Annotated in this window: 20 protein-coding genes and 1 tRNA gene; 6 read left to right on the top strand and 15 right to left on the bottom strand. The window is 58.1% G+C overall.

Annotated elements, in window-relative coordinates:
• The first annotated feature begins 100 nt into the window (after nt 1-100).
• Nucleotides 101-1,384, top strand: coding sequence for an aspartate aminotransferase family protein (locus tag KGB14_RS14915; RefSeq protein WP_223487569.1), 1,284 nt, complete (start codon nt 101-103; stop codon nt 1,382-1,384).
• A gap of 205 nt (nt 1,385-1,589) precedes the next feature.
• The gene (locus KGB14_RS14910; protein WP_007904205.1) at nt 1,590-1,748 is read left to right on the top strand and encodes a YqaE/Pmp3 family membrane protein; all 159 of its coding nucleotides are present in this window, start codon (nt 1,590-1,592) and stop codon (nt 1,746-1,748) included.
• A gap of 106 nt (nt 1,749-1,854) precedes the next feature.
• On the opposite strand, the gene KGB14_RS14905 is transcribed toward KGB14_RS14910, so the two are convergent.
• From KGB14_RS14905 to KGB14_RS14860, 10 genes are all read right to left on the bottom strand, one after another.
• Nucleotides 1,855-3,687 (bottom strand): S9 family peptidase, encoded by a 1,833-nt coding sequence (locus tag KGB14_RS14905; protein ID WP_223487568.1) that lies wholly within the window; start codon nt 3,685-3,687, stop codon nt 1,855-1,857.
• Nucleotides 3,653-4,795: a pyrroloquinoline quinone biosynthesis protein PqqE gene (gene pqqE, locus KGB14_RS14900; RefSeq protein ID WP_223487585.1), complete on the bottom strand. Its 1,143-nt coding sequence runs from the start codon at nt 4,793-4,795 to the stop codon at nt 3,653-3,655. Before pqqE ends, KGB14_RS14905 begins: the two co-directional genes overlap by 35 nt.
• Before the next feature lie 4 nt (nt 4,796-4,799).
• A complete protein-coding gene (gene pqqD, locus KGB14_RS14895; protein ID WP_223487567.1) occupies nt 4,800-5,075 on the bottom strand; it encodes a pyrroloquinoline quinone biosynthesis peptide chaperone PqqD in 276 nt (91 codons plus the stop codon).
• Nucleotides 5,072-5,824 carry a pyrroloquinoline-quinone synthase PqqC gene (gene pqqC / locus KGB14_RS14890; protein ID WP_223487566.1) on the bottom strand — a complete coding sequence of 251 codons (753 nt, stop codon included), beginning with the start codon at nt 5,822-5,824 and terminating at the stop codon, nt 5,072-5,074. The genes pqqD and pqqC overlap by 4 nt, the downstream gene beginning before the upstream one ends.
• Before the next feature lie 126 nt (nt 5,825-5,950).
• Nucleotides 5,951-6,862 (bottom strand): pyrroloquinoline quinone biosynthesis protein PqqB, encoded by a 912-nt coding sequence (pqqB, locus tag KGB14_RS14885; protein ID WP_223487565.1) that lies wholly within the window; start codon nt 6,860-6,862, stop codon nt 5,951-5,953.
• A gap of 84 nt (nt 6,863-6,946) precedes the next feature.
• Entirely contained in the window at nt 6,947-7,021 is a 75-nt protein-coding gene (gene pqqA, locus KGB14_RS14880) for a pyrroloquinoline quinone precursor peptide PqqA (RefSeq protein WP_009045898.1), read from the bottom strand.
• Nucleotides 7,022-7,177: 156 nt separating this feature from the next.
• Entirely contained in the window at nt 7,178-9,610 is a 2,433-nt protein-coding gene (gene pqqF, locus KGB14_RS14875) for a pyrroloquinoline quinone biosynthesis protein PqqF (protein WP_223487564.1), read from the bottom strand.
• Nucleotides 9,611-9,666: 56 nt separating this feature from the next.
• Nucleotides 9,667-10,461, bottom strand: coding sequence for a carbon-nitrogen hydrolase family protein (locus KGB14_RS14870; protein WP_223487563.1), 795 nt, complete (start codon nt 10,459-10,461; stop codon nt 9,667-9,669).
• A gap of 12 nt (nt 10,462-10,473) precedes the next feature.
• Nucleotides 10,474-12,156, bottom strand: a complete 1,683-nt coding sequence (locus KGB14_RS14865; protein WP_223487562.1) for a flavin monoamine oxidase family protein — start codon at nt 12,154-12,156, stop codon at nt 10,474-10,476.
• Between the two features lie 215 nt (nt 12,157-12,371).
• On the bottom strand, nt 12,372-12,833 hold the full coding sequence (locus tag KGB14_RS14860) for an Lrp/AsnC family transcriptional regulator (RefSeq protein ID WP_007904219.1): 462 nt from the start codon (nt 12,831-12,833) through the stop codon (nt 12,372-12,374).
• 213 nt (nt 12,834-13,046) lie between these two features.
• Between KGB14_RS14860 and KGB14_RS14855 the strand changes: the two genes are divergently transcribed.
• A complete protein-coding gene (locus KGB14_RS14855; RefSeq protein ID WP_223487561.1) occupies nt 13,047-13,694 on the top strand; it encodes a peptidase M41 in 648 nt (215 codons plus the stop codon).
• Nucleotides 13,695-13,712: 18 nt separating this feature from the next.
• Here the strand turns inward: KGB14_RS14855 and KGB14_RS14850 are convergent, their stop codons facing one another.
• Nucleotides 13,713-14,504, bottom strand: coding sequence for a helix-turn-helix domain-containing protein (locus KGB14_RS14850; RefSeq protein ID WP_223487560.1), 792 nt, complete (start codon nt 14,502-14,504; stop codon nt 13,713-13,715).
• Between the two features lie 139 nt (nt 14,505-14,643).
• Between KGB14_RS14850 and KGB14_RS14845 the strand changes: the two genes are divergently transcribed.
• The 3 genes from KGB14_RS14845 to KGB14_RS14835 all read left to right on the top strand — a co-directional run bounded on the left by KGB14_RS14845 (nt 14,644) and on the right by KGB14_RS14835 (nt 16,422).
• Nucleotides 14,644-15,747 carry a polyamine ABC transporter substrate-binding protein gene (locus KGB14_RS14845; RefSeq protein WP_223487559.1) on the top strand — a complete coding sequence of 368 codons (1,104 nt, stop codon included), beginning with the start codon at nt 14,644-14,646 and terminating at the stop codon, nt 15,745-15,747.
• Between the two features lie 59 nt (nt 15,748-15,806).
• The gene (locus KGB14_RS14840; protein ID WP_223487558.1) at nt 15,807-15,992 is read left to right on the top strand and encodes a hypothetical protein; all 186 of its coding nucleotides are present in this window, start codon (nt 15,807-15,809) and stop codon (nt 15,990-15,992) included.
• A 184-nt stretch (nt 15,993-16,176) separates the two neighbouring features.
• A complete protein-coding gene (locus KGB14_RS14835) occupies nt 16,177-16,422 on the top strand; it encodes a hypothetical protein (protein WP_223487557.1) in 246 nt (81 codons plus the stop codon).
• Between the two features lie 126 nt (nt 16,423-16,548).
• On the opposite strand, the gene KGB14_RS14830 is transcribed toward KGB14_RS14835, so the two are convergent.
• From KGB14_RS14830 to dnaG, 4 genes are all read right to left on the bottom strand, one after another.
• Nucleotides 16,549-16,625, bottom strand: a tRNA-Ile gene (locus tag KGB14_RS14830).
• 15 nt (nt 16,626-16,640) lie between these two features.
• Nucleotides 16,641-20,387: a bifunctional diguanylate cyclase/phosphodiesterase gene (locus KGB14_RS14825; RefSeq protein WP_223487556.1), complete on the bottom strand. Its 3,747-nt coding sequence runs from the start codon at nt 20,385-20,387 to the stop codon at nt 16,641-16,643.
• Between the two features lie 123 nt (nt 20,388-20,510).
• Nucleotides 20,511-22,358 carry an RNA polymerase sigma factor RpoD gene (rpoD, locus tag KGB14_RS14820; protein WP_223487555.1) on the bottom strand — a complete coding sequence of 616 codons (1,848 nt, stop codon included), beginning with the start codon at nt 22,356-22,358 and terminating at the stop codon, nt 20,511-20,513.
• Nucleotides 22,359-22,425: 67 nt separating this feature from the next.
• Nucleotides 22,426-24,399 (bottom strand): DNA primase, encoded by a 1,974-nt coding sequence (gene dnaG / locus KGB14_RS14815; protein ID WP_223487554.1) that lies wholly within the window; start codon nt 24,397-24,399, stop codon nt 22,426-22,428.
• Nucleotides 24,400-24,519 lie beyond the last annotated feature (120 nt).

The following is a 24,519-nucleotide window of genomic DNA, read 5'->3' as shown; positions in this document are numbered from 1 at the left end:
CATTCACAAGGCTTACAGGGCCAGAGAGCACGATGAACAGCTTTTATGTCGAGGGTGTTTACATAGGCAAGGCAAAAAACCTCGGACGAGGTTTCATCCAATGAATCTATTCAACCTGCGACGTAAACCACCGAGCCTTGACGACCTCGCGATGAGCACCTCCCTGCCATCCAGAAGCGACAACTTTTCCAGCGAGTGCCTGATGCCCAGTGTCGAACGGCCGAAACAGATGTTCGTGCGTGGCCAAGGCTCCTGGTTGTGGGACCGCGATGACCGCGCTTATCTGGACTTTTCACAAGGTGGCGGTGCCAATAGCCTCGGGCACAGTCCTTCAGCACTGGTCAAAGCGCTCTCGGAGCAAGCTCAGGCGCTGATCAATCCAGGTTTCGGTTTGTATAACCGCAGCATGCTCAACCTCGCCGACCGGCTCTGCACCAGCACCGGAAGTGACCAGGCGTACCTGCTCAATACGGGAAGTGAAGCCTGTGAAGCGGCGATCAAACTGGCGCGCAAATGGGGCCAGCGACATCGTGGCGGAGCTTCACGGATTATCGTTGCCAGTAAAGGTTGTCATGGCCGTAGTCTGGGGACGATTTCAGCGTCGGACAGTTCGAATCTGATCAACCGATTCGAGCCGCAGTTGCCGGGCTTCAGTCATGTCCCGTTCAATGACCTGCCGGCACTGCATGCGGCGGTGGACGCCCAGACTGTCGCGATCATGCTCGAGCCGATCCAGAGTGAGGCCGGAGTGATTCCCGCCATCGAGCACTACCTCAAAGGGGTCGAGCGTCTGTGTCGTGAGCTTGGCATCTTGCTGATACTCGACGAAGTGCAAACCGGCATCGGTCGCTGCGGCACTTTGCTCGCCGAACAGTCCTACGGCGTGCGGGCAGATATCGTCGTGCTTGGCAAAGGGCTCGGCGGTGGCGTGCCGTTGGCGGCGTTGTTGGCGCGAGGCAAGGCCTGTTGTTTCGAAACCGGCGAAATGAGCGGGACCCATCACGGTAATGCGCTGATGAGTACTGCCGGTCTTGTCGTGATCGACCATGTGCTGGACAACGCTTTTCTTGAGCATGTGCGGGAAACCGGTCAGCACCTGCGCGAAGGCCTGAGTCGGCTGGCCCATCGCTACGGTCACGGCGAGTTGCGCGGGCAAGGGCTGCTCTGGGGGCTTGGCCTGTCTGACGATTCGGCTGGCGCCGTAGTCAAAGCCGCGTTGTATGAAGGCTTGCTGCTCAACGCCCCGCAACCCGATTGCCTGCGCTTCACCCCGGCCCTCACTGTCAGCAAGGCCAATATCGACGAAATGCTCCTGCGTCTGGCTCGAGCATTTTCCCGCGTACGCACCGCGCAATTGCAGTGCCGCAAAGGTATTGCGGTCTGATCAGACCCGTCTGCACGAATTCCCGAACCGTCTCGCGGTATAACGCATCGCTCCACGCCTGATTATTTTGGCGTGGGGCGTTTTTTTATCTTCAGCGAGGTCATTGAGGGCGCTGTGATCCGAATCCATAACTGAACCCTGATGAACGGCGCAGGTCGATTGGTTGTGTGGCTCGTGCGAGCCAACTTCATTCAGGAGCTACCCCATGGACTTTATTCGAATCATCATCGCCATTCTGTTGCCGCCACTGGGTGTGTTTCTGCAAGTCGGTTTCGCTGGGGCGTTCTGGCTGAACATTCTGCTGACGTTGTGCGGTTACATTCCCGGGATCGTGCATGCGGTGTACATCATCGCCAAGCGCTGAGATTCGCTGCGTCAGGTAAATAGCATTCGCGGGCAAGCCTCGCTCCTACAGGTATGGTGTTATCCCTGTAGGAGCGAGGCTTGCCCGCGAAGGGGCCGACGCGGTTTCAGCCCGCGAGCGCCATCACCCTTCGATAAAACACCCACTCCTGCTCCAGCGCATGGGCCTGATTGCCAGCCTTGCGAAAGCCGTGGCGTTCGTCGGCGTAGTAGTGAGCTTCGACCAGAATGCCGTTGTGCTGCAACGCCTTGACCATGTCGCGGGTCTGTTGCGGCACTACCACGGCGTCCAGTTCGCCCTGAAAGAAAATCACCGGAACGCTGATGTTGCTCGCGTGCAGCAACGGCGTGCGCGCGGCGTAGCGTTCGGCGTCCTGCGCCGGGTCGCCGATCAACCAATCCAGATAATCGCCTTCGAACTTGTGGGTGGCGTGGCCCAGCGCGACGGGATCGCTGACGCCATACAGGCTGGCGCCCGCACGAAAGACCTTGTGAAAGGCCAGTGCGCACAACGTGGTGTACCCGCCGGCGCTACCGCCGCGGATAAACGCTTTACTGCCGTCGATCAGTCCGCGTTCGGCCAGGTAGGCGACCACCGCGCAGGCATCTTCCACATCCACGTCGCCCCAGCTCAAATGCAATGCCTGGCGATAAGCGCGGCCATAGCCGCTACTGCCTCGATAGTTGAGGTCGGCCACGGCGAAGCCGCGCTGTGCCCAATACTGGATTCGCGGGTCGAACATCGGGTAGCAGGCCGATGTCGGGCCACCATGGATGAACACCACCAACGGCGGTTTCGTGTCGCCTGTCATCGCCGGGTAGAAGAAACCGTGGGCCTCACCCGAACCGCTCGGATAGCGCAGGGTTTGCGGGCGGCTGATCTGTTCGGCGGGTAAGGGGGCAACACCGCCGGCGAGTGTCTTCACCTGCCGGTTCTGGCGATCAATGGCAATCACCGCCGACGAACTGACCGGCGAAGCGGCGATGCAGTAGATGAACCGTTCATCCTGTGCGAGATGGCGGAAGCGGCTGTAGTCACCCGTGAAATCGTCACAGGCACCATCGCCATGACAAAGCCCCAGTCGACCAAAACCGCCTTCGGTCCAACTCGCCAGATAAGTGTCTTTGCTCAACGGCAACCAGGTGCAACCTCCCAGTTGCCAAGGTGCCGGTCCATGGTCGGCGGCAGCGCTTGGCAGTGGGCTCAGACCGTTGCTCGACTCCACCCACGGCTGCCAGAAACCACCGCGATCCGTCAGACAAAACAAGCGGCCGCCGTCATCGAATCGAGGTTGTTGCAGTGCCTCCTGGGCACCATCGCCGGCCACACAGTGCGGCTGAGTAAAACCGCGATCGCTCTGGCGTTCGGCGACCATCAGGCGAGTGGCGGTCCAAGGCTGATCCGGGCGATTCCACTCGATCCAGGCCAGACGTCGACCGTCAGGACTCAGGGTCGGAGCCGCGTAGAAATCGGCGCCTTCGGCCAGTAGATGACGGTGGCCGTCAGCCAGATCGATAGCCACCAGCCGATGTCGATCGCGGTTCTCTTCCACCGCCAGCACTTGCCCATTGGCGAATTGCAAATCGCCGTAGCGGCATTCATTTGAAGTCAATGCTTCAGGCGCCTCGCCTGCCAGCGATTGCCGATACAGCTGCTGGTCGGCCTCGTTGACGAAAACAAGCCCGTCATCGGTCAGACAAAACGCGCCACCGCCATATTCGTACACCCGGCTGCGCACACTGAAGGTGGGTGGCGTCAGGCAATGAGCCTGGCCGTCGCGCCACCGCCAGATTCGGCACGCAGCGTCCTCGGGGCGGTATTCGTTCCAGAACAGGCCATGTGGCCCGACCTGCAACTCGGCGAAGTCGATGCCGGCCGCTACAGCCCTGGCGGCGCTCAAGGGTTCAGCTTTTGGCGATGAGGCGTGAGTTTCGTTCATTGCGAAAGGCCAGTTGTTCAATGGTCTGGGTCGCGTGCTCGGCTTCTTCGCGGGCCTTGAGAATCACGCCGTGATGTTCTGACTTGCTGCACACCGGGTCGGCATTGCTCGCGTCACCCGTGAGCATGAACGCCTGACAGCGGCAGCCGCCGAAATCCTTTTCTTTCTCGTCGCAGGAACGGCACGGCTCGGGCATCCAGTCGTAACCGCGAAAGCGGTTGAAGCCGAACGAGTCGTACCAGATGTGCTGCATGCTGTGGTCGCGCACGTTGGGAAACTGCACCGGCAGCTGTCGGGCGCCATGACAGGGCAGGGCGGTTCCGTCCGGCGTGACCGTCAGAAAAATACTGCCCCAACCGTTCATGCAGGCTTTCGGACGTTCTTCGTAATAGTCCGGTGTGACGAAAATCAGCTTGCACGGATGCCCTTCGGCTTCCAGTTTTGCGCGGTATTCATTGGTGATGCGTTCGGCGCGAACCAATTGTTCTTTGGTCGGCAACAGGCCAACCCGATTGAGCTGGGCCCAACCATAGAACTGGCACGTCGCGAGTTCGACGAAGTCTGCCTCAAGGGCAATGCACAGCTCGATGATCCGGTCGATTTTGTCGATGTTGTGCCGATGGGTGACGAAGTTCAGCACCATCGGATAGCCGTGCGCCTTCACCGCACGGGCCATTTCGAGCTTTTGCGCGAAGGCCTTTTTTGAGCCGGCCAAGAGGTTGTTCACCTGCTCGTCGCTGGCCTGAAAACTGATCTGGATGTGGTCCAGCCCGGCCTTCTTGAAGTCGCTGATTTTCTGCTCGGTGAGACCGATGCCGGAGGTGATCAGGTTGGTGTAGAAACCCAGCTTGCGTGCCTCGGCGATCAGCTCGGCGAGGTCCTGGCGCACCAGTGGTTCACCGCCGGAAAACCCTAGCTGCGCCGCGCCCATCTCCCGCGCTTCGCGGAACACCTTGATCCACTGTTCGGTACTCAGCTCTTTGCCTTGCTCGGCGAAGTCCAGAGGGTTGGAGCAGTACGGGCATTGCAGCGGGCAGCGATACGTCAGTTCGGCCAGCAGCCACAGCGGCAGGCCGATTTCGGGCTTGGGTGGTAACTTGTCTGACACGGAATCAGGCAAGTTCGATCCAGTGCTGAGCACGGGCAACCTCCATGAATTGCTCGATGTCGTCACCGAGCTCAGGCACGCCGGGGAACCGCGCGTCCAGTTCGGCGATGATTGCCGCGACATCGCGTTCGCCGTCGATCAAACCGCCGATCAGCGCGGCGCTTTCATTGAGTTTGATCATGCCTTCCGGGTAGAGCAGCACATGGCCTTTCTGCGCCGGTTCGTACTGGAAGCGGTAGCCGGTGCGCCATGTCGGGGTTTTGCTGCGATCGAAACTCATAAGGTGATTCCTTTGTGCCAGACCCGCTGTTCGGTCACGCTGTGGTACGGCGGGCGGTTCAGTTCGTAGGCCATGCTCATGGCGTCGAGCATGCTCCAAAGAATGTCCAGTTTGAACTGGAGAATTTCCAGCATGCGTTCCTGGCCTTCCCGCGTCGTGTAGTGCTGCAAAGTGATCGCCAGACCGTGCTCTACATCCCGGCGCGCTTGCCCCAGGCGTGTACGGAAATATTCGTAACCGGCCGGGTCGATCCACGGGTAATGCTGCGGCCAACTGTCGAGACGCGATTGGTGGATCTGCGGCGCGAACAGCTCGGTCAGCGAACTGCTGGCGGCTTCTTGCCAACGGGCCCGGCGGGCGAAGTTGACGTAGGCATCCACGGCGAAACGTACGCCAGGCAGCACCAGTTCTTGAGAGCGCAGTTGATCCGGGTCGAGACCGACCGCTTGCCCAAGACGCAGCCAGGCTTCGATGCCGCCTTCTTCGCCGGGGGCGCCGTCATGGTCTAGCAGGCGCTGAATCCATTCGCGCCGAATCTCGCGGTCCGGGCAGTTGGCCAGGATGGCGGCGTCCTTGAGCGGGATATTCACCTGGTAGTAGAAGCGGTTGGCGACCCAACCCTGTATCTGCTCGCGGGTCGCCCGGCCTTCATACATCGCCACGTGATACGGGTGATAGATGTGGTAATAGGCGCCCTTGGCGCGCAGGGCCACTTCGAATTCGGCGGGGGACATTGCGGTGTCAGTCATTGCGGTTCTCCGGGGAATAACCGTTGGATTTGCGGCGTCTAATCTGGCGTCATCGCGGGCAAGCCACGCTCCCACAGGAACACGCGATCACTGTAGGAGCGTGGCTGCCCGCGATGGGGGCATCCGCTACAGCACAATACTCATGCCGTCATACGCCACTTCAACATTACGCCGCGCCAATTCAGCACGCTCCGGCGAATCCTCATCGAGAATCGGGTTGGTGTTGTTGATGTGGATAAGCACTTTGCGCAGCTTGGGCAATTGTTCCAGCACTTCGAGCATGCCGCCGGGGCCGTTCTGCGCCAGGTGGCCCATTTCCCGGCCAGTGCGCGTGCCGACACCACGGCGCTGCATTTCATCGTCGTCCCACATCGTGCCATCCACCAACAGGCAATCGCTGCTGGCCATGATCTTCATCAGCGATGCGTCGACCTTGCCCAGGCCCGGGGCATAGAACAGTTTGCCGCCGGTGCTCAGGTCTTCGACGATCAGGCCGATGTTGTCGCCCGGGTGCGGGTCGAAGCGATGCGGCGAGTACGGAGGGGCGGCGCTGCGCAGGGGGAGCGGGGTGAAGCGCAGGTTCGGGCAGGCCGGGACGGTGAAGCTCTGGTCGAGTTCGATGCGGTTCCAGTTCAATCCGCCATTCCAGTGAGTCAGCATGGTGAACAATGGGAAACCGGTGCTCAGGTCTTCGTGGACCATGTCGGTGCACCAGACCTGATGCGGGCAACCTTCGCGCAGGCTGAGCAGGCCGGTGGTGTGATCGATCTGGCTGTCCATCAGGATGATTGCGCTGATGCCGGTATCACGCAGTGCGCGACCTGGCTGCATCGGCGCGAAACTCTGGAGCTGGGCGCGGATGTCCGGCGAAGCATTGCACAGCACCCAGTTCACGCCGTCATCGGAAATCGCGATGGACGACTGGGTACGTGCCACGGCCCGCAGGCTGCCGTCGCGAAAACCTGCGCAGTTCACGCAGTTGCAGTTCCACTGAGGGAAACCGCCGCCGGCGGCGGAACCTAGAATCTGGACAAACATGGCCGCTCCATCATTGAAAGCTGAAAATAAAAACGCCCCGGCGAGCCGAGGCGTAGCACTGCATTCTCTACCAGACGGCAGAGCTTAGCGGCTTGCGAAGTACATGGTGACTTCAAAGCCGATACGCAGGTCGGTGTAAGCAGGTTTGGACCAGGACATAAGAGCGCTCCTTCAGGTGGATGGGACAGTTGAGACCTATACATATAGTCCACCTCCAGTTGGAGATGTTCAGATAGTTAGGCGGCTATGTTACTCAAAATTACAGAGCGATTGGCCACGAATCTTTGAGAAAGCTAATTGCAGCGCAGGTAATGATCATTTTGCCACTTGCCAAAGTGTAGGCGGGCACGGTCCGCTGGCCAGACAACGCCATCCACCGTCGGCCCGATTCAGTCGTTGTGCCGCCGCTACCAGGGCTTCACGGTCGATCATGAGAATCGCCTGAGGCAGACGCTTCAGGTAATCCGACGAGTGGCCGGCCAGTTTGCCCTGCCAGATCAGATCGGCGGCTTGGGCATTGGGCAGCGCCTCGTTATCGAATTGATCGGCCAAGGCTTGGCGCTGAGCGATGAAGGTTGCGTCATTGATGCTTTCGATCATCCCTGCCAATCCGCTGAGGAACTGCTCGATATGCTCCAGCAGGTCCAGAGGCGCGATGCTCGGCGATTGCACGCCAAACAGCAGCCCGGTCTGACCGTTTATCTGGCGTAGTCCGCTGAATACGGCGTAACCGAGCTGTAGCTCCACCCGCAAGCGCTGGTAGAACGGCGTCTGGCACACGTGCGCGAGCAAACGCCAAGCGGCTTCATCAGCGATGTCATGGGTTGCTGTCGGACAAAAGAGCAACAGCGCATGTTCGCTGGATTCGGTGGCGACGGTACTCCAGAGACGCTGCGAGCAAATCGACGCAGACGGCGTCAGTTGACTGTCCGCAGTGCCGGGAATACGACTCAAGGCAAGCCCCATCACGGCTTGTGTCTGGGCAGACAGGCCTGCCGCCAGGCCATCCCAGCGTGCGTTCGACCAGAGTTGCTGTAGGTCATCTGAGGCCACGCTGTGCTCAAGGCATAGGTCGGGCAATGCCTTGAGCAGCTGTCGAATCGGCATCAACGCAATGACTGTCGGTTCTTCCTGTAAGAAGCGGGCATCAGGGTTTGTCAGTTCTTTCAGCGCATGCTCGAGGATGGTCGGCATCGGTTCCTGCAGGCCCGTCATTTTCAACAGCCATTCATTGCCCGATGCGCTGAAGGAAACGTCGACACCGGCCTGACGTGCATCTTCGCGCAACGGGCGCAGGTGGTTTTCCAGGCTCGACTGAAGGCGGCGGTGAGGTGCGCACTCCAGGCGCCAGCGCAGATAAACCGCACCTTCATCTGTGTTATCCGGCAACGCCTGACTGAACTGCATCGGCGATCGTTCGCGGCGACTGCGTGAGCGATCCTGAGCAAAAGTCCGCAGGCCGCGGTGGGCGCTGGTTTGGCCGCGAATCAATCCGGCATTCGGGGCTGGAGTCTCGGCGCGCAAAAACGGGTTGGGGGTCGGCAGCTGCCACTGGCCGGTGAAGTTATCCACAGCGCCGATTTGTTTGAGGATTGCCTTGAGGGCGACAACGCCCTGTTCGGACAGCCCGGCTTCAAGCTGTTCGCGGTCTCGTTGGGCCAGTTGCAAGGCGCTGCTGACTTGCTGTTGGCGTTGCAGCAGGGCTGAGTATTCTTCGCGCAATTGGGCCCAATCCCGATGGGAGGCAAAGAAGCCCAGCCAATCCAGAAGCCGTTCGCGGATCACGTTGTCCGGTTGCATGGCATGGGCGGGCCGTGTGAATTCGATGTGCAACAAGGCTTGGCCGGCGTAGTGATAGAGCGGCGCGGCTTTCAGGTTGTCTGCCAGCCCAGAGTCTTGCAGCAGTGCCAACAGGCCGCCGGGTTTTTCGGCGTTCAGCCAGTGGCACAGGAACGCCAGCGCTTCGGGCGATGAGTCGGGCAGTGCTTCGAAGGCGAACAGCAGATCCAGCCGACGCTCTCCAGTCTGTTGATAACTATTGTCTGAAGAATTCATCAACAGGGTGGGTTTTGTCTGAGGGACTTTCTCGCCAGGGGAAATGGCAAACGCCTGCGCCATCTCCTTCAATTCATCGAGACTGTGCGGCCCGGCCAGGCTCAGCGTCATCTGCCCGGTCTGGTAAAACCGCTGATGGAAATCCTTCAGCGCTTGCTGAAACTCGGGCTGCGGCACCGGCAGGCTGTAGCGGTTTCCAGCATGAAATGCCCGCAATGGATGAGCCGCCGAGAGCCCATCAAATAACGCAAATTGCTGTTGGGCCGTCGCATCCCGCGACCAGGCGACAAATTCGGCGTGCAGCACTTCCCGTTCCCGCCGCTGATCGTCCGGATTCATACGCGGATGAGCGAGCATGTCTGACAGACGCTCCAGCCCACCCCTAAACGCCTGAGGTGGCAGCTCGAAAAAGAAGTCCGTCGTACGTTCGCTGGTTCGCGCATTTACTTGCCCGCCATGACCTTGCACGTAGGCCATCAGCCCTTGCTCCGCGGGAAAGCGCTCTGTGCCCAGAAACAGCAAATGCTCAAGAAAGTGCGCCAGCCCCGGCCAGGCCAGTGGCACGTCATGACTGCCGGCAGCGACCCGCAAGGCAGCGGCACTGCGCTTCAAACCGGGCGCATGACGCAGCGTCACCCGCAAGCCGTTGGCCAGGGTTTCAGTGTGAAGGCGGGGGGGATTCAGCGCAGGCATGAGCACTTCCAGAACAGAGAAGCGCTAATGCTAGCGGATTAGGGGGGCTAAGTGGATCAGCGCTTGTTCAGCTCGCCGTAAAGCTCTGGACGGCGATCGATGAAGTAGCGATTGGCGGCGCGGGAATCGATCATCAGCTGACGATCCAGTTCACCGACAATCAGTGCTTCATCAAGACCGGCCTGGGCGATGCGGCTGCCATCCGGCGCGGCGATGCTGCTCTGGCCGCAATACTGGATCTCGCCTTCGTGCCCGCAGTAGTTGGCGTAGGCCACATAACACTGGTTTTCGAAGGCCCGTGCCCGAACGGTGACGTCGGCGATGAAATCGTAGGGAATCATGTTCGCCGTCGGCACCAGAATCAGCTCAGCGCCGGCCAAGGCCAGACGCCGGGCGTTTTCCGGGAACTCCAGGTCGTAGCAGATCAAAAAGCCAAGCTTCCAGCCGTTGAGTTCAACCAGCGGAAACTCATCCGGCCCGGCGCTGAACATCGAGTGATCTAGATCGCCGAACAGGTGAGTCTTGCGGTAGTTGCACAACCGCTCGCCATTGGCGTCGATCAACTGCACGGCGTTGTAGATCTGCCCGTCTTCGGTACGCTCCGGGTAGCCATACAAAATGGCGATCCCCGTCGCTTTGGCAATGCGCGCGATTTGCTGCGCCGATTCACCGTTGTGCACCTCCGCCAGCACGCTGACCGCATCGATGCCGATGTTATAGCCGGTCAGGAACATCTCCGGCAGCACCAGCAAGTCCGCGCCCTTGGCCTCCAGCGCCAGTTGATGCAGGCGTTGCAGATTACCTGCGACATCCAGGGGCTGCGGTGGGCATTGGTAAAGGGCTACGCGCATTTCGGATTCCTCTTACTCGGGCAGGGCGATCGGACCGATCTCGTTGAACACATCTCCTGGACCGGGGTTTTCGGCGTGAGTTTCACCGCCGAAGTGTTTCATGATCCCCCACACCGCGTTGAGCGACGTCTGCACCGCGCCTTCAACCCAGGCCGGCGTCCACGAAACGTCGTCGCCGGCGATGAAGATCCCGCGTTGCTCGGCTGGCATGTCGTCTTGCATGAAGTGCGCGTACATGCGCTGGTTGTAGCGGTAGTGGCCGGGCAGGGCGCCTTTGAAGGCCCCGAGGAAATGCGGGTCGGCTTCCCACGACACAGTGATCGGATCGCCGATGATTCGCGCGGCAATGTCGACTTTCGGGTAGATCTTCTTCAGCGCGTCCAATGCCAGCTTCACGCGTTTTTCCACCGGGTGCGGGAGCATTTTCAGCGCGTCGCTCATCCACGAGTACGACAGGCAAATCACGCCGGGCTTGTCGTCGCCGTTGTCGAATAAATAAGTGCCGCGGGTCAGGCGATCGGTGAGGGTCATGCTCATCAGGTCGCGACCGGTTTCCGGGTCCTTGTCCTTCCAGAATGGGCGATCGACCATCACGAATGTCTTCGACGATTGCATGTAGCGGGTGCGGTCCAGGGCCATCCACATCTTTTGCGAGAACAGGGTTTCGTCGCATTCGATCTGGGTGGTCAGCAGCCAGCTCTGGCAGGTGGTCAGTACCGCCGCGTATTCGCGTGTGTCGCCATAGTTATCGGTGACCGCAAAGCGGCCATTCGCGGCATGGGCAATTTTTTTCACGCCGGAGCGCGGAGCCCCCCTGTGCAGCGAGCTGAGGCTGGTGCCTTCAGGCCAGTGCACGCAACGCTCCGGCACATGGCGCCAGATGCCCAGCGGCACTTGTTCCACGCCACCGACCACCAAGTGCTGGTGATCGTCGCAGTTGGTCATCACCACGCGGAAGATTTCCAGCATCGAGTTGGGGAAGTCCGAGTCCCAGCCGCCAGTACCGAAACCGACTTGGCCGAATACTTCGCGGTGATGGAACGAAAGCTTGGCGAAGGCTTTGGAGGTGGCGACGAAATCGTAGAACGTGCGGTCGTCCCACAGTGGCACCAGGGTATTCCACAGTTCCTTGAGGCGTGGCACGTCGCGGTCGCGGATGGCTTGCTGGATTTCGCCGAAGCGCGAACCGTCTTCCAGAGCATCCGCCCAGGCGTCAGCGACTTCCTGGAACAGTGCAGGAAGATCCGCCAGTTTCTGTGCGTAATGGGTTTTGCCTTCCAGATCGATCACCGTGCTGCCCGAAGCGGGTGTCAGCGGGTTCGGGAAGGGCTTGGTCTGGAGGCCGAGCTTGTCGACGTAGTGATAAAACGCGGTGGACGACACCGGGAAACGCATGCCGCCGAGTTCGGCGATGATGCCTTCGGCGCCGTTGAACGCCTGGGAGCGCAGACGACCGCCCATCTTCGAGGCTTCATAGACGACGGGTTTGAGGCCCAGCTTCATCAATTCGTAGGCGGCCACCAAGCCTGCAATGCCAGCCCCGACAATCGCCACCTCGGCGCCGTGATTGTGTGCCGGAATGCTGCCCAGCCCGGCCGGGTGCTCGATCCAGTCGTCGAAAGCGAAAGGAAAGTCCGGGCCGAAAATGGTGACCGGTTTTTTACCGTCTGCAGGATGGCGATTGTTCTTGTTCATGGCTGACCTTGCTGGCGACCTGACGCAGGGTACGCGTCTGAGTATAGGAAAAGATGGCAGCCATTCTAGAGAGCGTAGAACACGTTAATAAGACGCAATGTGTCGTCGTTTTGCCAGTTGTCTGATCAATATGACGATGAGTCGCTACATAGTGTAGGAGCGAGGCTCGCCCGCGAAGAGGCCCGACCAGACACCCAAGACCTATTGGCGGAAACTCAAACCGGCTGCCCCCGATCAATCTTGCTGCTCAAGATGATCGAAGTCGTCGTCTTCTCCACTCCATCCACACTGCCAATCTGATCCAGCAACTGATCAAGCTGCTCCGGCGAGTCGGTGCGCAACCACGCCACATAATCAAATTCGCCACTTACCGCACACAACTGCTGAACCTGAGCCATAGCGCTAAGACGACGCAGCACTTCCTTGCCGGAGCGCGGTTGCACGGTAATCCCGACGTAGGCCTGCAATCCGCCATCCACCACGCGCTGACCCAGGCGCACTCCGTAACCGGTGATCACCTTGGCCTTTTCCAGCCGTGCCAGGCGCGACGTGACGGTGGTGCGGGCGATCCCCAGCTGGCGGGCGAGCATGGCCACGCTTTCGCGGGCATTGATCTGCAGGGCCGCGATCAATTGGCGGTCGATTTCGTCGAGAGCGGGCGGGCGGGTGTCAGGCAAAGGGGCATCTCCAGCGGTACAGAGCAATGGGCAGGCATGTTACAGGCACATCCTGCGCGGTGCTCGTGGCGGTTGTTTGAACGATGACTGATTTAGATTGGCGGAATGCCTGGGGTAATGATGCGGAACGAGTTCTACATCGATAGCATGGACACGAGCCGTTACTCTCATAGTCGAATACGCAACGGAGGGCTGTGACGGGAGATGATGGGAATGATGAAGAAGATGCCTCCCGCTATACGGGAACATGCATTGCAGATTGCGAATCACGAAATGGGGCACTACGTGGTTGCCCGAGCCTTGGGCTTTGAAACGGGTGATGTGACCCTGAAAGTCACCATGGACTTGAGGCATCAGGCCGGGGCTTCCATTATCTTGATGCGGTCAATTTCCTCGATAGAAGAAATGAAGGAACATTTGGAAGCTCGGCTGATCGTCCTCTTTGCTGGCGCTATGAGTCAGACATTACCTGCAAAGCATTCAGCCAGGAAACTCGTCGATAAATCGAAAGCGTCAGCCATCCTGAATGGAGAGCTTGGGGCGGAACAGGATTACGCAAAAGTAAGGGAGTTACGGCACTTGTTGCGAAATATCTCCTACCCCGATACGGATCCAGCGTCGTCCGAGCGCATAACTGCCGAGCTTAAAGAGATTACTGATCGTGTGTGGTTGCGGACCCAACAAATCGTAGAGGCATTGGCCGATACGATTACCGACTTGGGCGCGGTACTGGTTGACGGCATGGTCATTGTGGAGCAATGGGGTAGGCCGGCGGATACGTATGAGGTCGTGTTGACGGGTGAAATGCTTGAGCGGCTGCGACCAGTGCAGGCCATTCCATCGTTGAGTGTTTGGGCCTGAAAGTGCCAGGCGCTGACTTCAATTTGTAGGGCAGATATCCTGTTTTGGCATAAAAAATCGAGCAAACAACTCGGGTTGTGATTTGATGTTTAATTTGGCGTAAATATTGCGGCGGTGGACTTTTATCGTTTCTGCCGACAGGGAAAGTTTTCCTGCTATCTCTTTGTTGGAAAAACCGCTAAGTAGTAGTTTGAGTACATCCTTCTCGCGCGTTGTTATTTGTGTGCCAAGCTGGAGAATCGTTTCTGGCCATGGAGCTGGTTCAGGGGGGGATTTTTCTACATCAGTCTCAAAACACATGCGTTGATGCATTAATGCAGTTACCCATGGCTTGATAATGTCAAGTATTGTTATTTGCTCTTGATTGAAGCGGGCGTTACTACCAAAGGAAATGCATAGCGTTCTATCGGAGTCGAGCTGGACGTTGTACTGCGCTTCATCGACAGAGATATACTGTGCGAAGTATTGATGGTAATACTCGGTTTCAAGGAAGTGCTCCGGTGCAATATCCAGCATATGAAAAAAACCGCTCTGTGGGTTTTCTCGATTAGCTATATAAAATGGGTCCAGCATATAAAGTCCCTTCACGTAGCGATGAGTGAACGCATCTATCTCTTCTGCGTCTGCTACTTCAGGAAGACTAACAACTTGCACTTGTTGGTTGCTGAATATTAATACAGCCCAATTATCGATTTGCACATATTCATTTAACGTACGGATAAGTGAGCTCCAGAATTCTGGACGGTTCAACTGCATGATCAGCTTTCCAATCGATCGGTGCCAAGCCAGGCTATGAAGGTCGAGTGGCATTTTCTACCCCTTTAGGGTTAGGGATTCGTAGGTCGCGGGTAAGTATTCGTAGGTATTTACTATTCGTCAATGCCGGGTATATTCACGATCAGGATTCACGATGGCCATGAGGGCATATCGTCTTGACAAGGATAGTTGTATGTACAAATCACCTTTGCGGGCCCTTTTTGCAGCCTCGCTTCTGGGTCTAGGGATAAGCACATCAGTGGGGGCTGTAGAGCCTGGGGTGTATCTGTACAACTGGTTCGGGTTTATCGCACCGGAGACCCCAAAGGAGTTTGAACAGGAAACCGGCACCAGCGTCCATATGGATGCGTTCGACAGTGCCGAAATCATGCAGAGTAAAGTGATGGCTGGCCGCACGGGGTACGACGTGGTTGTGGCCACCTCCAATGTGCTGCCAGACCTGATCCAGGCGGGAGTCCTTCAGCCGTTGGATCGCAATCAACTGAGTAATTTGTCCCATATCGATCCTGATATCTTGTCCCAGGTTGCGGTCAATGACCCTGGTAATCGCTACGCTGTGCCCTATTTATGGGGCACCACCGGCATTGGCTATGACGTTGATAAAGTCAGAGCGGCATTGGGTGATAATGCGCCGGTGAATAGCTGGGACTTGATCTTCAAAGAAGAAAATATCAGCAAACTTAAGTCGTGCGGTGTGGCAATGCTCGATTCTCCAAGTGAGATCATTTCAATTGCATTGCATTACCTTGGGCTCCCTAGTAACAGTAAGAATCCGGATGATTACCAGAAGGCTCAGGCCCTGTTGTTAAAAATCCGTCCCTATGTCCTCTATTTCGACTCGTCCAGAATCGACTCTGACCTGGCTGATGGCAATATTTGTGCAGTTGTGGGGTGGGCTAATGGTGCCCTTGCAGCGCAGGCCCTCAACGAGAAAGCCAACACTGGACGCAAGATTGCCTACAGTCTTCCTCGCGAGGGAGCGCTGGTTTGGTCGGAAAATCTGGTTCTGTTAAAAGATGCGCCCCATCCAAAGGAAGGCATGGCGTTTATTAATTATATGTTGCGGCCAGAAATTATTGCCAAGAGCTCAAATCACACTTTGTATCCTAACGCTAATAAAGATGCCACAAAATTTGTGGAGCAGAAGTTACGCGACAATACTTGGGTTTATCCCGGCAAAAAGACCGTTGCTACACTTGTTCCACTTGAGCCCCTGCCATTGAAAATGGAGCGAATCCGCACCCGGGTTTGGATCAAAGTGAAGAGTGGTACGTGATCTGACTGGGTTATCGTCTTTATTGTTCTATGGGGATCTTTATTTTATATGAGGGTGCTGTGGGCATTTACAGAGAAATTAAAAGCGAAATTAAAGAGTTGGTAGTGTTGATAAAAATGGTTGAGAGACATGAGGCGCTAATTGCAGGCGGCTTTATGTCGCTGGATAACCAGTCAATTGTTTTTAATGATCAGCGGTTGAGCCGTATTGAAGAATTGCTCCGTAAGTATGATGTGGGTTTGTAATTGAAAAGGAGGTTAATCTGTTTCGGTTCTATGTGGGTTAATTGGTCTGCACGCTAAACTGGCTTTTCTGGGTTTTTCGACTTGCCAACTTGGGGAGTTGGTAATCACGTAGGGAGCAGGAGCAGCCCTTATCAGCCGACTGACTCAGGGGTTGTCACAGAGGTTCCAGGGAAGGAGAAAAATCATGTACCAAGGTGATTGCCAATGCTACTTGGAGTCGGACGAATACAAAGCCTACAAGGAGATTGAGGAGCAGATCGGCCACTGCACGCCCGAACAAGCCTGGGCCATGTACTACGTCTCGGTGGGGATGGTGCGTGAAAACATCGCCTTGGCGGTGATGGAACACATCGCCAGGGGTAACAAGGCACTGCTGGTTGAGTTCCCCGAACTTGCACCGGCTGAAAAGGGAGTTCACGAATCGAGCTAAGTCGGATCACGCAAGCCTTTACAACAAAGGAGTCATCAGTCCTGGATCGCGACGGTGCCCATAGGGCTGTATCAGCGACTGCTGACCAGAAAACGCGAAAGCCGCGCAATGCGCGGCTTTTTTGTTTGGTGGGCCCAGTAGGACTCGAACCTACGACCAAGGGATTATGAGTCCCCTGCTCTAACCAACTGAGCTATAGGCCCTCAGTAGGCCGCGGATTATAGCGATGGTTTCTCGGCTGTGCTATCCGAAAAATCCAATATGACTGTACGAAGAAACGTCGCGGCGAATTCATCCGGTGGCAAGGGCAGGCTGACGATGTAGCCCTGGATCTGTTCACAGCCTTCCTCAGTCAGAAATTGTTGCTGCGCCTGGGTTTCGACGCCCTCCGCGATGACGGTGAATTGCATGCTGCGGCCCAGGGCGATGATTGCGCGAACAATGGCTGCGTCGTGCGGGTCGTCCGGCAGGCCGCGGACGAAGGACTGATCGATCTTGAGGATGTCCAGCGGCAGGCGTTTGAGGTAGCTCAGGGATGAATAGCCAGTGCCAAAGTCGTCGATTGCCAGCTGCACACCCAGGCGTTTGAGCTGGTGCAGCACCGCCAGCGCCTCTTCGGCCTGGCTCATGATGAAGCTTTCAGTGATCTCCAGTTGCAGGAAATCGGGTTTGAGGCAGTTGTCCTTGAGCAGTTGCTCGATCCGACTGAGCAGGTTCGGCTGGCGCAGTTGAGCGCCCGCGAGGTTGACCGAGAGTGGGCCCAGGCACTCATAGACCTGATTCCACTCGTACATCTGTCGGCAGGCGGTCTCAAGTACCCAATCGCCGATTTGCAGGATCATGCCGTTTTCTTCGGCCAAGGGAATGAAGTGCTCGGGAGGCACATCGCCGAAGGTGGGGTGATGCCAGCGAATCAGCGCTTCGGCGCCGACCACTCGATGATCGTCCAGGCTGATTTTGGGTTGGTAGTACAGAAACAGCTCATTGCGCTCGATGGCGCGCCGCAGTTCGTGCTCCAGCGCCACGCGCTCACTGGCCTGGGCGGTGAGGTCGCGGGTGTAGCTTTCAACCCGGTTACGGCCCTTGGCCTTGGAGCGATACATTGCGGCATCGGCGTTCTTGACCAGCGTGGCGACATCGCAACCGTCTCTGGGGTACAGGCTGGTGCCGATGCTGGCGCTGATGAAAAACTCGTGCTCGCCGGCCTGGAAAGGGGCAGCGAAGCAATTGAGCAGCTTGGTGGCAATGTTGTCGGCATCGCTGGACTGTTGCAGGCCGGGAAGCAGGATGATGAATTCGTCGCCACCCAGCCGCGCCACGGTATCGATATCGCGCAGCTGCTCCTTGAGGCGCACGGCGATGCCTTTGAGCAACAGGTCGCCGACCGGGTGGCCGAGGCTGTCGTTGATGTGCTTGAAACGGTCCAGGTCGAGGAACAGCACGGCGCCCTGGCTGCCGTTCTCCTGTTGGCTATTGAGCGCGGTCAGTAGTCGGCTCTCGAACAACGTGCGGTTTGGCAGGCCGGTCAGCGGATCGTGGTGCGCCTGGTAGTCGAGTTTGGCCTGAGCGTGCTTGAGACTGGAAATGTCCGCGAACACGGCAACAAAGTGAGTGATGAATTTGTCCCGGTTGCGCACCGCACTGATGGTCAGCCAGCTAGGGTAAAGCTCGCCATTCTTGCGCCGGTTGGAAATCTCGCCTTGCCAATGACCTTCGGCGGTCAACTGATGCCACATCGCTGCATAGAACGCGCTGTCGTGCAGGCCTGAGGCGAGCAGGCGAGGGGTGTGGCCCAGCGCTTCGCTTTCGCTGTAGCCGGTGATTTCGGTGAATGCCCGGTTGACGGCGCTGATGTGCTGTTGGGTGTCGGTGATCAATACACCCTCGGCGGTGCTCTCGAACACAGTGGCGGCCTGCTGCAGTTTCTCCTGCATCAGGTGCCGTTCGGTAATATCCCGGGCAATGGTCAGCATGCAGTCTTCATTGCCAATGGGCAGCGGACGGCTTGAAAGCTCGCAGAGCCGGATCTGCCCGTCTTTACGGCGAATGTGGCAACTGAAATCGCGGACATAGCCGTTTTTCTGCAGCAAATCGAGCATTTGTTTGCGTTCGTTGAGATTGACCCAGATGCCCAGATCGAGGGTCGAACGATCCACCGACATCGCGCTGTTAAAGCCGGTAATACGGCTGAAGCCTTCGTTGACCTCCAGCAGTAAGCCGTCGCTCTGCCGGGACAGCAGCAAGCCGTCGGGCGAGGCATGGAAGGCCTTGGCGAATTTTTCTTCGGAGGTTTGCAGTTGTTGCTGGGTTTCCTTGAGCTGACTGATGTCCCGCACGACAACGACCAGGGCAGGGGTCGTATCGAGATCGAAGGGTTCGGCGGAAATCAGGCCGGTAAACACTTGGCCATTGCTGCGGCGAAAGGGCATCTCCAGGTTGCGGATGCTGCCGGCCTGCAATCGCTGCAACAAGCCAGGCCCCACGCCAGATACGCCCCAGATGTTGAGGTCGGTGGCGGTCTGGCCTATGACGTCTTCGGCCTTGAGGCCGATCTGTTCTTCGAACGCTTCGTTGACTTCCAGCAGGCAGCCGTCGGAAAGCCGCGCGATCACCAGAATATCCGGGCATTGCTGGAACACCGAGGCGAACTTCTGTTCCGACAGGCGCAAGGCCTCTTCGGTGCGTTTGGCTTCGCTGATGTCGATCATCAGCCCGCGCAGCACCGGTTCATGGCCGTGCTCGATCAAGCTGACGATATCGCGCACCCACAGGCAGCGGCCATCGGCAGTAATCACCCGGTAATCGACGCTGTGATCGCGCCCGGCCGCCACTTCACGGTCGCAGAAGGCCTGAGCCCGGGTGAGGTCCGCGGGGTGGATGATGTTGCGCCAGAAGCCCGGAATCAGCCAATGGGACAGAGGATAACCGAGTAGGTCCTGAGCATGGGGTGACACGTAGCTGTAAGTGTAATCGCTGATCTGCGCTTCCCAGGCAATGGCCGAAAGACTCTCCACCAGCCCGCGGTAATGGTATTCGCTGCTGCGCAGCTCCTGTTCCAGATCTACCCTGCGGGCGATTTCCGAACTCAGTCGGCGATTGATCCGGATAACCACTGCCAGCACGATCATCAGAAACAGTAGCCCTGGTAGGCCGTAAATCAGCACGTCGGACCAGAAAGTCCGATGATCCAGCACGTTGCCGACCCAATGTTCCTGTATGGCACTGATTTCACTCGGGCTCATGTCTGCCAGGACTTTGTCCAGAATCCCGACCAGCACCTTGTCGTTCGGAGGGACGGCCATCGCCAATTGGTAGCGATAGGGTGTCTCACCGCTGACGTAGAGCCCATCAAGCTTGAGCTGGCGCAGGCTCCAGACGCTGGAGGCGAGATCGCCCACGACTGCGTCTACTTGGTCGGTAGCCAGTGCCTGCAACGCCGAGCTGACGTTGGGCAGGGCCACCAGGTTCAGGTCGGGATGGTGGGTGCGCAACAGTTCATGGGGCGCGTAGTTTTCCACCACGGCAATTTTCAGCCCGTATAAGTCATTGATTTCGCGCGGTTGAGGACCCCCGACGTGAGCCAGAATGACAATCGGAAAATCCAGATAGGGGCGGGTGAACGACAGATAGGTCTGGCGTTCGGGGGTGGACATGATGCCCGGCAAGATGTCCAGCTTGCCTTGTTTGGCTTGCTGCAGGACTTCGGTCCAGCTAACCGGTTCGATCGGCGTGAGTTTGATCGCCAGCCGTTGACGGATGACGTTGATATAGTCCGCAGCCAAGCCTTGATAGCGGCCATGTTCGTCGCGAAATTCAAATGGCGGCCAGGACGCGTCGACACCCAGACGCAACTCCGGGTGAGCCGTCAGCCAGCCACGTTCTTCGTCGGTCAGAGTCAGCGCGCCAGCCGTTGCGGTCCAAGTTATCAGCGACAGCAAAAAAAGCACGGTCGACCATCTGGGCATAACGGTCTCGTTATGGCTTGGGGGGAATGTTTCGAGTGTAGACGGGCAATTCGGCGGGAGGGACGTGCGGGGCATTTAATCTGCATAAAGCAAAACCCCCGGCCTGGGCCGGGGGTTCTGTGATCACTCGTCGAGGAAGGAGCGCAAATGCTCGCTTCTCGTCGGGTGGCGCAGCTTGCGCAGCGCCTTGGCTTCGATCTGGCGAATCCGTTCACGGGTCACGTCGAACTGCTTACCAACCTCCTCAAGGGTGTGGTCGGTATTCATGTCGATACCGAAGCGCATGCGCAGAACCTTGGCTTCACGGGCAGTGAGGCCGGACAGGACTTCGCGAGTCGCTTCTTTAAGGCTCTCAACAGTGGCGACATCGATTGGCGACTGCATGGTCGAGTCTTCGATGAAATCACCCAAATGAGAATCTTCGTCATCACCGATCGGGGTTTCCATGGAGATCGGCTCTTTAGCGATCTTCAATACCTTGCGGATTTTGTCCTCAGGCATTTCCATGCGTTCGCCCAGCTCTTCCGGGGTCGGTTCGCGACCCATTTCCTGCAGCATCTGCCGGGAAATACGGTTGAGCTTGTTGATCGTCTCGATCATGTGCACCGGAATACGGATGGTGCGGGCCTGGTCGGCGATCGAGCGAGTGATCGCCTGACGGATCCACCAGGTGGCATAAGTCGAGAATTTGTAGCCGCGGCGGTATTCGAACTTGTCTACCGCTTTCATCAGACCGATGTTGCCTTCCTGGATCAGATCGAGGAATTGCAGGCCACGGTTGGTGTACTTCTTGGCGATGGAGATCACCAGACGCAAGTTCGCTTCGACCATCTCTTTCTTCGCGCGGCGGGCCTTGGCCTCACCGATCGACATGCGACGGTTGATGTCCTTGATCTCGGCGATCGTCAAACCGGTTTCGGTTTCCAGCGCGGTCAGCTTCTGCTGGCAACGAATGATGTCCGGTTGCAGGCGACCAATGGCTTCAGCGTATTTGCTTTTGCCTTTGGCCAGTGCATCGCTCCAGCTTTCGTCAACTTCGTTGCCCGGGAACTGGCGCAGGAAGTCGGCACGCGGCATGCGGGCATCACGAACGCACAATTGCATGATCGCGCGCTCTTGCTGACGCAGACGATCCAGGGCACTGCGAACACGCTCGACCAGGCCTTCGAATTGCTTCGGCACCAGTTTGATCGGCATGAACAGCTCAGCCAGGGCGATCAGCTCGGCGATTGCCAGCTTGTTGCCACGACCGTGCTTTTTCAGGGCCTTGCGGGTGATTTCCATCTGATCGGCGACAGCGCCAAAGCGCTGTGCGGCGATGACTGGATCCGGACCGCTTTCGGCTTCTTCTTCGTCATCGGTCGCTTCGGCATCATCGTCGTCGGCGTCGTCGGCAGCTGGAGCGGCTTTCGGGTCGACAGGCGGTGGTACTTCGGCTGCAGGCGGCGCAATGCCGTCGTCCGGGTCGATATAACCGCTCAGGACGTCGGACAGGCGGCCACCTTCGGTGGTGACGCGAGTGTACTCGGAGAGAATATGGTCAACCGTGCCAGGGAAGTGCGCGATTGCGCCCATCACTTCGCGGATGCCCTCTTCAATACGTTTGGCGATTTCAATTTCGCCTTCACGTGTGAGGAGCTCTACCGTACCCATTTCACGCATGTACATGCGCACCGGGTCGGTGGTGCGACCAATGTCGGTCTCGACCGCTGCCAACGCTGCTGCTGCCTCTTCGGCCGCGGCTTCGTCGGTATCGGCGTCGGCCAGCATAAGGGAATCCTTATCTGGCGCAACCTCGAATACGTTGATCCCCATGTCATTAATCATGCGGATGATGTCTTCCACCTGTTCCGGATCTGAAATATCCTCCGGCAGGTGGTCGTTGACCTCCGCGTAAGTCAGGTAGCCCTGCTCACGACCAAGTGTGATCAACTCTTTGATACGAGACTGCTGTTGCGCTTTTCCGGACATAACACCCTATCCACTGAAGGTCTTGGCGGGCAAAAAACAAGCCGAGGATTATACCTGAGCTATGACCTCACGCGCCAGTTGAGGTCGGGCTTGATGCGGAAACATTGCGACTTAAAAGGTCGCGCAGTTGATTCTTCTCTTCGGTGCTCAATTCACTTTGACGTGCTTTTCGAAGAAGTTGTTCCAGGTTTCGCTCGCGTTGGCGGGCTGACAAGCTAGTAATGGTGTCGAAAAACTGTTGTTCAAGGTTATCTCCATCAATCAGCCATTCCTTTTCTGCCAGCGCTTTGAGCAATCGGCCTTGTTCGGTGCCGTGCCAGCGCGCAATCAGTTGAAATGAGTTTAGCTTGGGATTCTTCTGTACGGCTTCGAGCAGGGCGACCAACAGTTGCGTGTTGGTATGGTCCTCGGCAGCGAAGTGCCCGGCGTCCTCGACTTTCTCAGCCAGTTGCGGGTGATGCAGCAGTGTGCGCAAGGCTGCCAGGGTGGGCGGCTCTACAGCGGCCGGAATCCGTGGCGCGCGCGGCTGATCACGATCGCCGCCGCGTTTGCCGTTCTTGTCCCACGGCTTCTTGTCCCATTTCTTGCCGCCTGCGCCAGGCTTCTTCGGCGTCCATTCCTGCTGCGGCACGTACATCTCTTGTGCCTGCGGCTGATGGTAGTCGCTGTAATCCGGCATGGCGTCGTAATCGATGCCCGGATCGTAAGCGGGTGGCGCTTCCTGAGGCTGTGGCGTGCTTTGCACCAGTTGGCTTACGGCTTCACCGCTAAGCCCGGTAATTTCGCTCAGGCGCTGGCGCATCAAGATGCGCAGGTTGGCGCCCGGGACTTTGTCGATCAGCGGCGCGGCGAGGGTGGCCATGTGGGCCTTGCCTTCAAGCGAGCGCGGGTCCGATTCCTCGGTCAACTGCTGAAAAAAGTAATCGGCCAATGGCTGGGCATGCTGATTGATTCGCGCGCGGAAGGCGTCAGTGCCCTCGGAGCGGACCAAGGTGTCCGGGTCCTCGCCCTCGGGCAGGAACAGAAAACGCGCCCGACGCCCGTCCTGCAGGCACGGCAGGGTGGCTTCCAGTGCTCGCCAGGCGGCATTGCGGCCAGCCTGGTCGCCGTCGAAGCAAAACAGCACGCTGGGCACGACACGAAACAGGCGCTTCAAGTGTTCTTCGCTAGTGGCGGTGCCCAAGGTTGCGACGGCATTGCGCAGGCCTTGCTGGGCGAGGGCGATGACGTCCATGTAGCCTTCGACGACGATGATTTCGTCGAGGTTGCGGTTGTTCTTGCGTGCTTCGTAAAGGCCGTAGAGTTCCTGGCCCTTATGGAAAACCGGGGTTTCCGGTGAGTTCAGGTATTTCGGCTTGTCGTCGCCCAGTACCCGGCCGCCGAAGGCGATGATGCGCCCGCGACTGTCGCGGATCGGGAACATCACGCGATCGCGGAAGCGGTCATAGCGCTTGCCGGTTTCAGCGTTCTCGATCAGCAGGCCGGCATCGATCATGGCTTTTTGCTGCAGGGTGTCGCTGCTCAGGTGCTTGAACAGATTGTCCCAGCCCGGCGGAGCAAAGCCGAGGCCGAAGTCCCGGGCGATCTCGCCGGTCAAGCCGCGTCCTTTCAAGTAGTCCACAGCTGCTTTGCGCGCCGGATGGCTTTTCAGGGCCTGACGGTAGAAGTCGGCGGCGGCGGTGAGCAGCGGATACAGGGGCGAATCGGTGGGCTGCCGCGGTTTGTGCGGTCGACCGCTTTCTTCGCGGGGGATTTCCATGCCGGCGGCTTTGGCCAGTTCTTCGACAGCCTGGACGAAATCCAGGTTGTCGTGGTCCATCATGAAGCCGAGGGCGTTGCCGCCAGCGCCGCAGCCGAAGCAGTAATAGAACTGTTTGTCGGGGCTGACACTGAAGGACGGGGTTTTTTCTTTGTGGAACGGGCAGCAAGCGGTGTAGTTCTTGCCGGCCTTTTTCATTTGCAGGCGCGAGCTGACCACATCGACGATGTCGGTGCGGTTCAGAAGGTCGTCAATGAAGCTCTGGGGAATTAGCCCGGCCATGGCGTTCTCGTCATCTGCGCTGAAAATGGACCCAAAACGAAGGGCGGCCGAACGCGGGTCGTTGTTTGAGGCGCGCAGGGTATGCGGCTCGACCGGTGTCGTCTGCGTATCGCTGTCGGG

The sequence above is a fragment of the Pseudomonas sp. A-RE-19 genome, assembly GCF_019956555.1.
Taxonomy (GTDB): domain Bacteria; phylum Pseudomonadota; class Gammaproteobacteria; order Pseudomonadales; family Pseudomonadaceae; genus Aquipseudomonas.
Note: the sequence above shows the minus strand (reverse complement) of the source record. Positions and strands in the feature narration are given on the sequence as shown.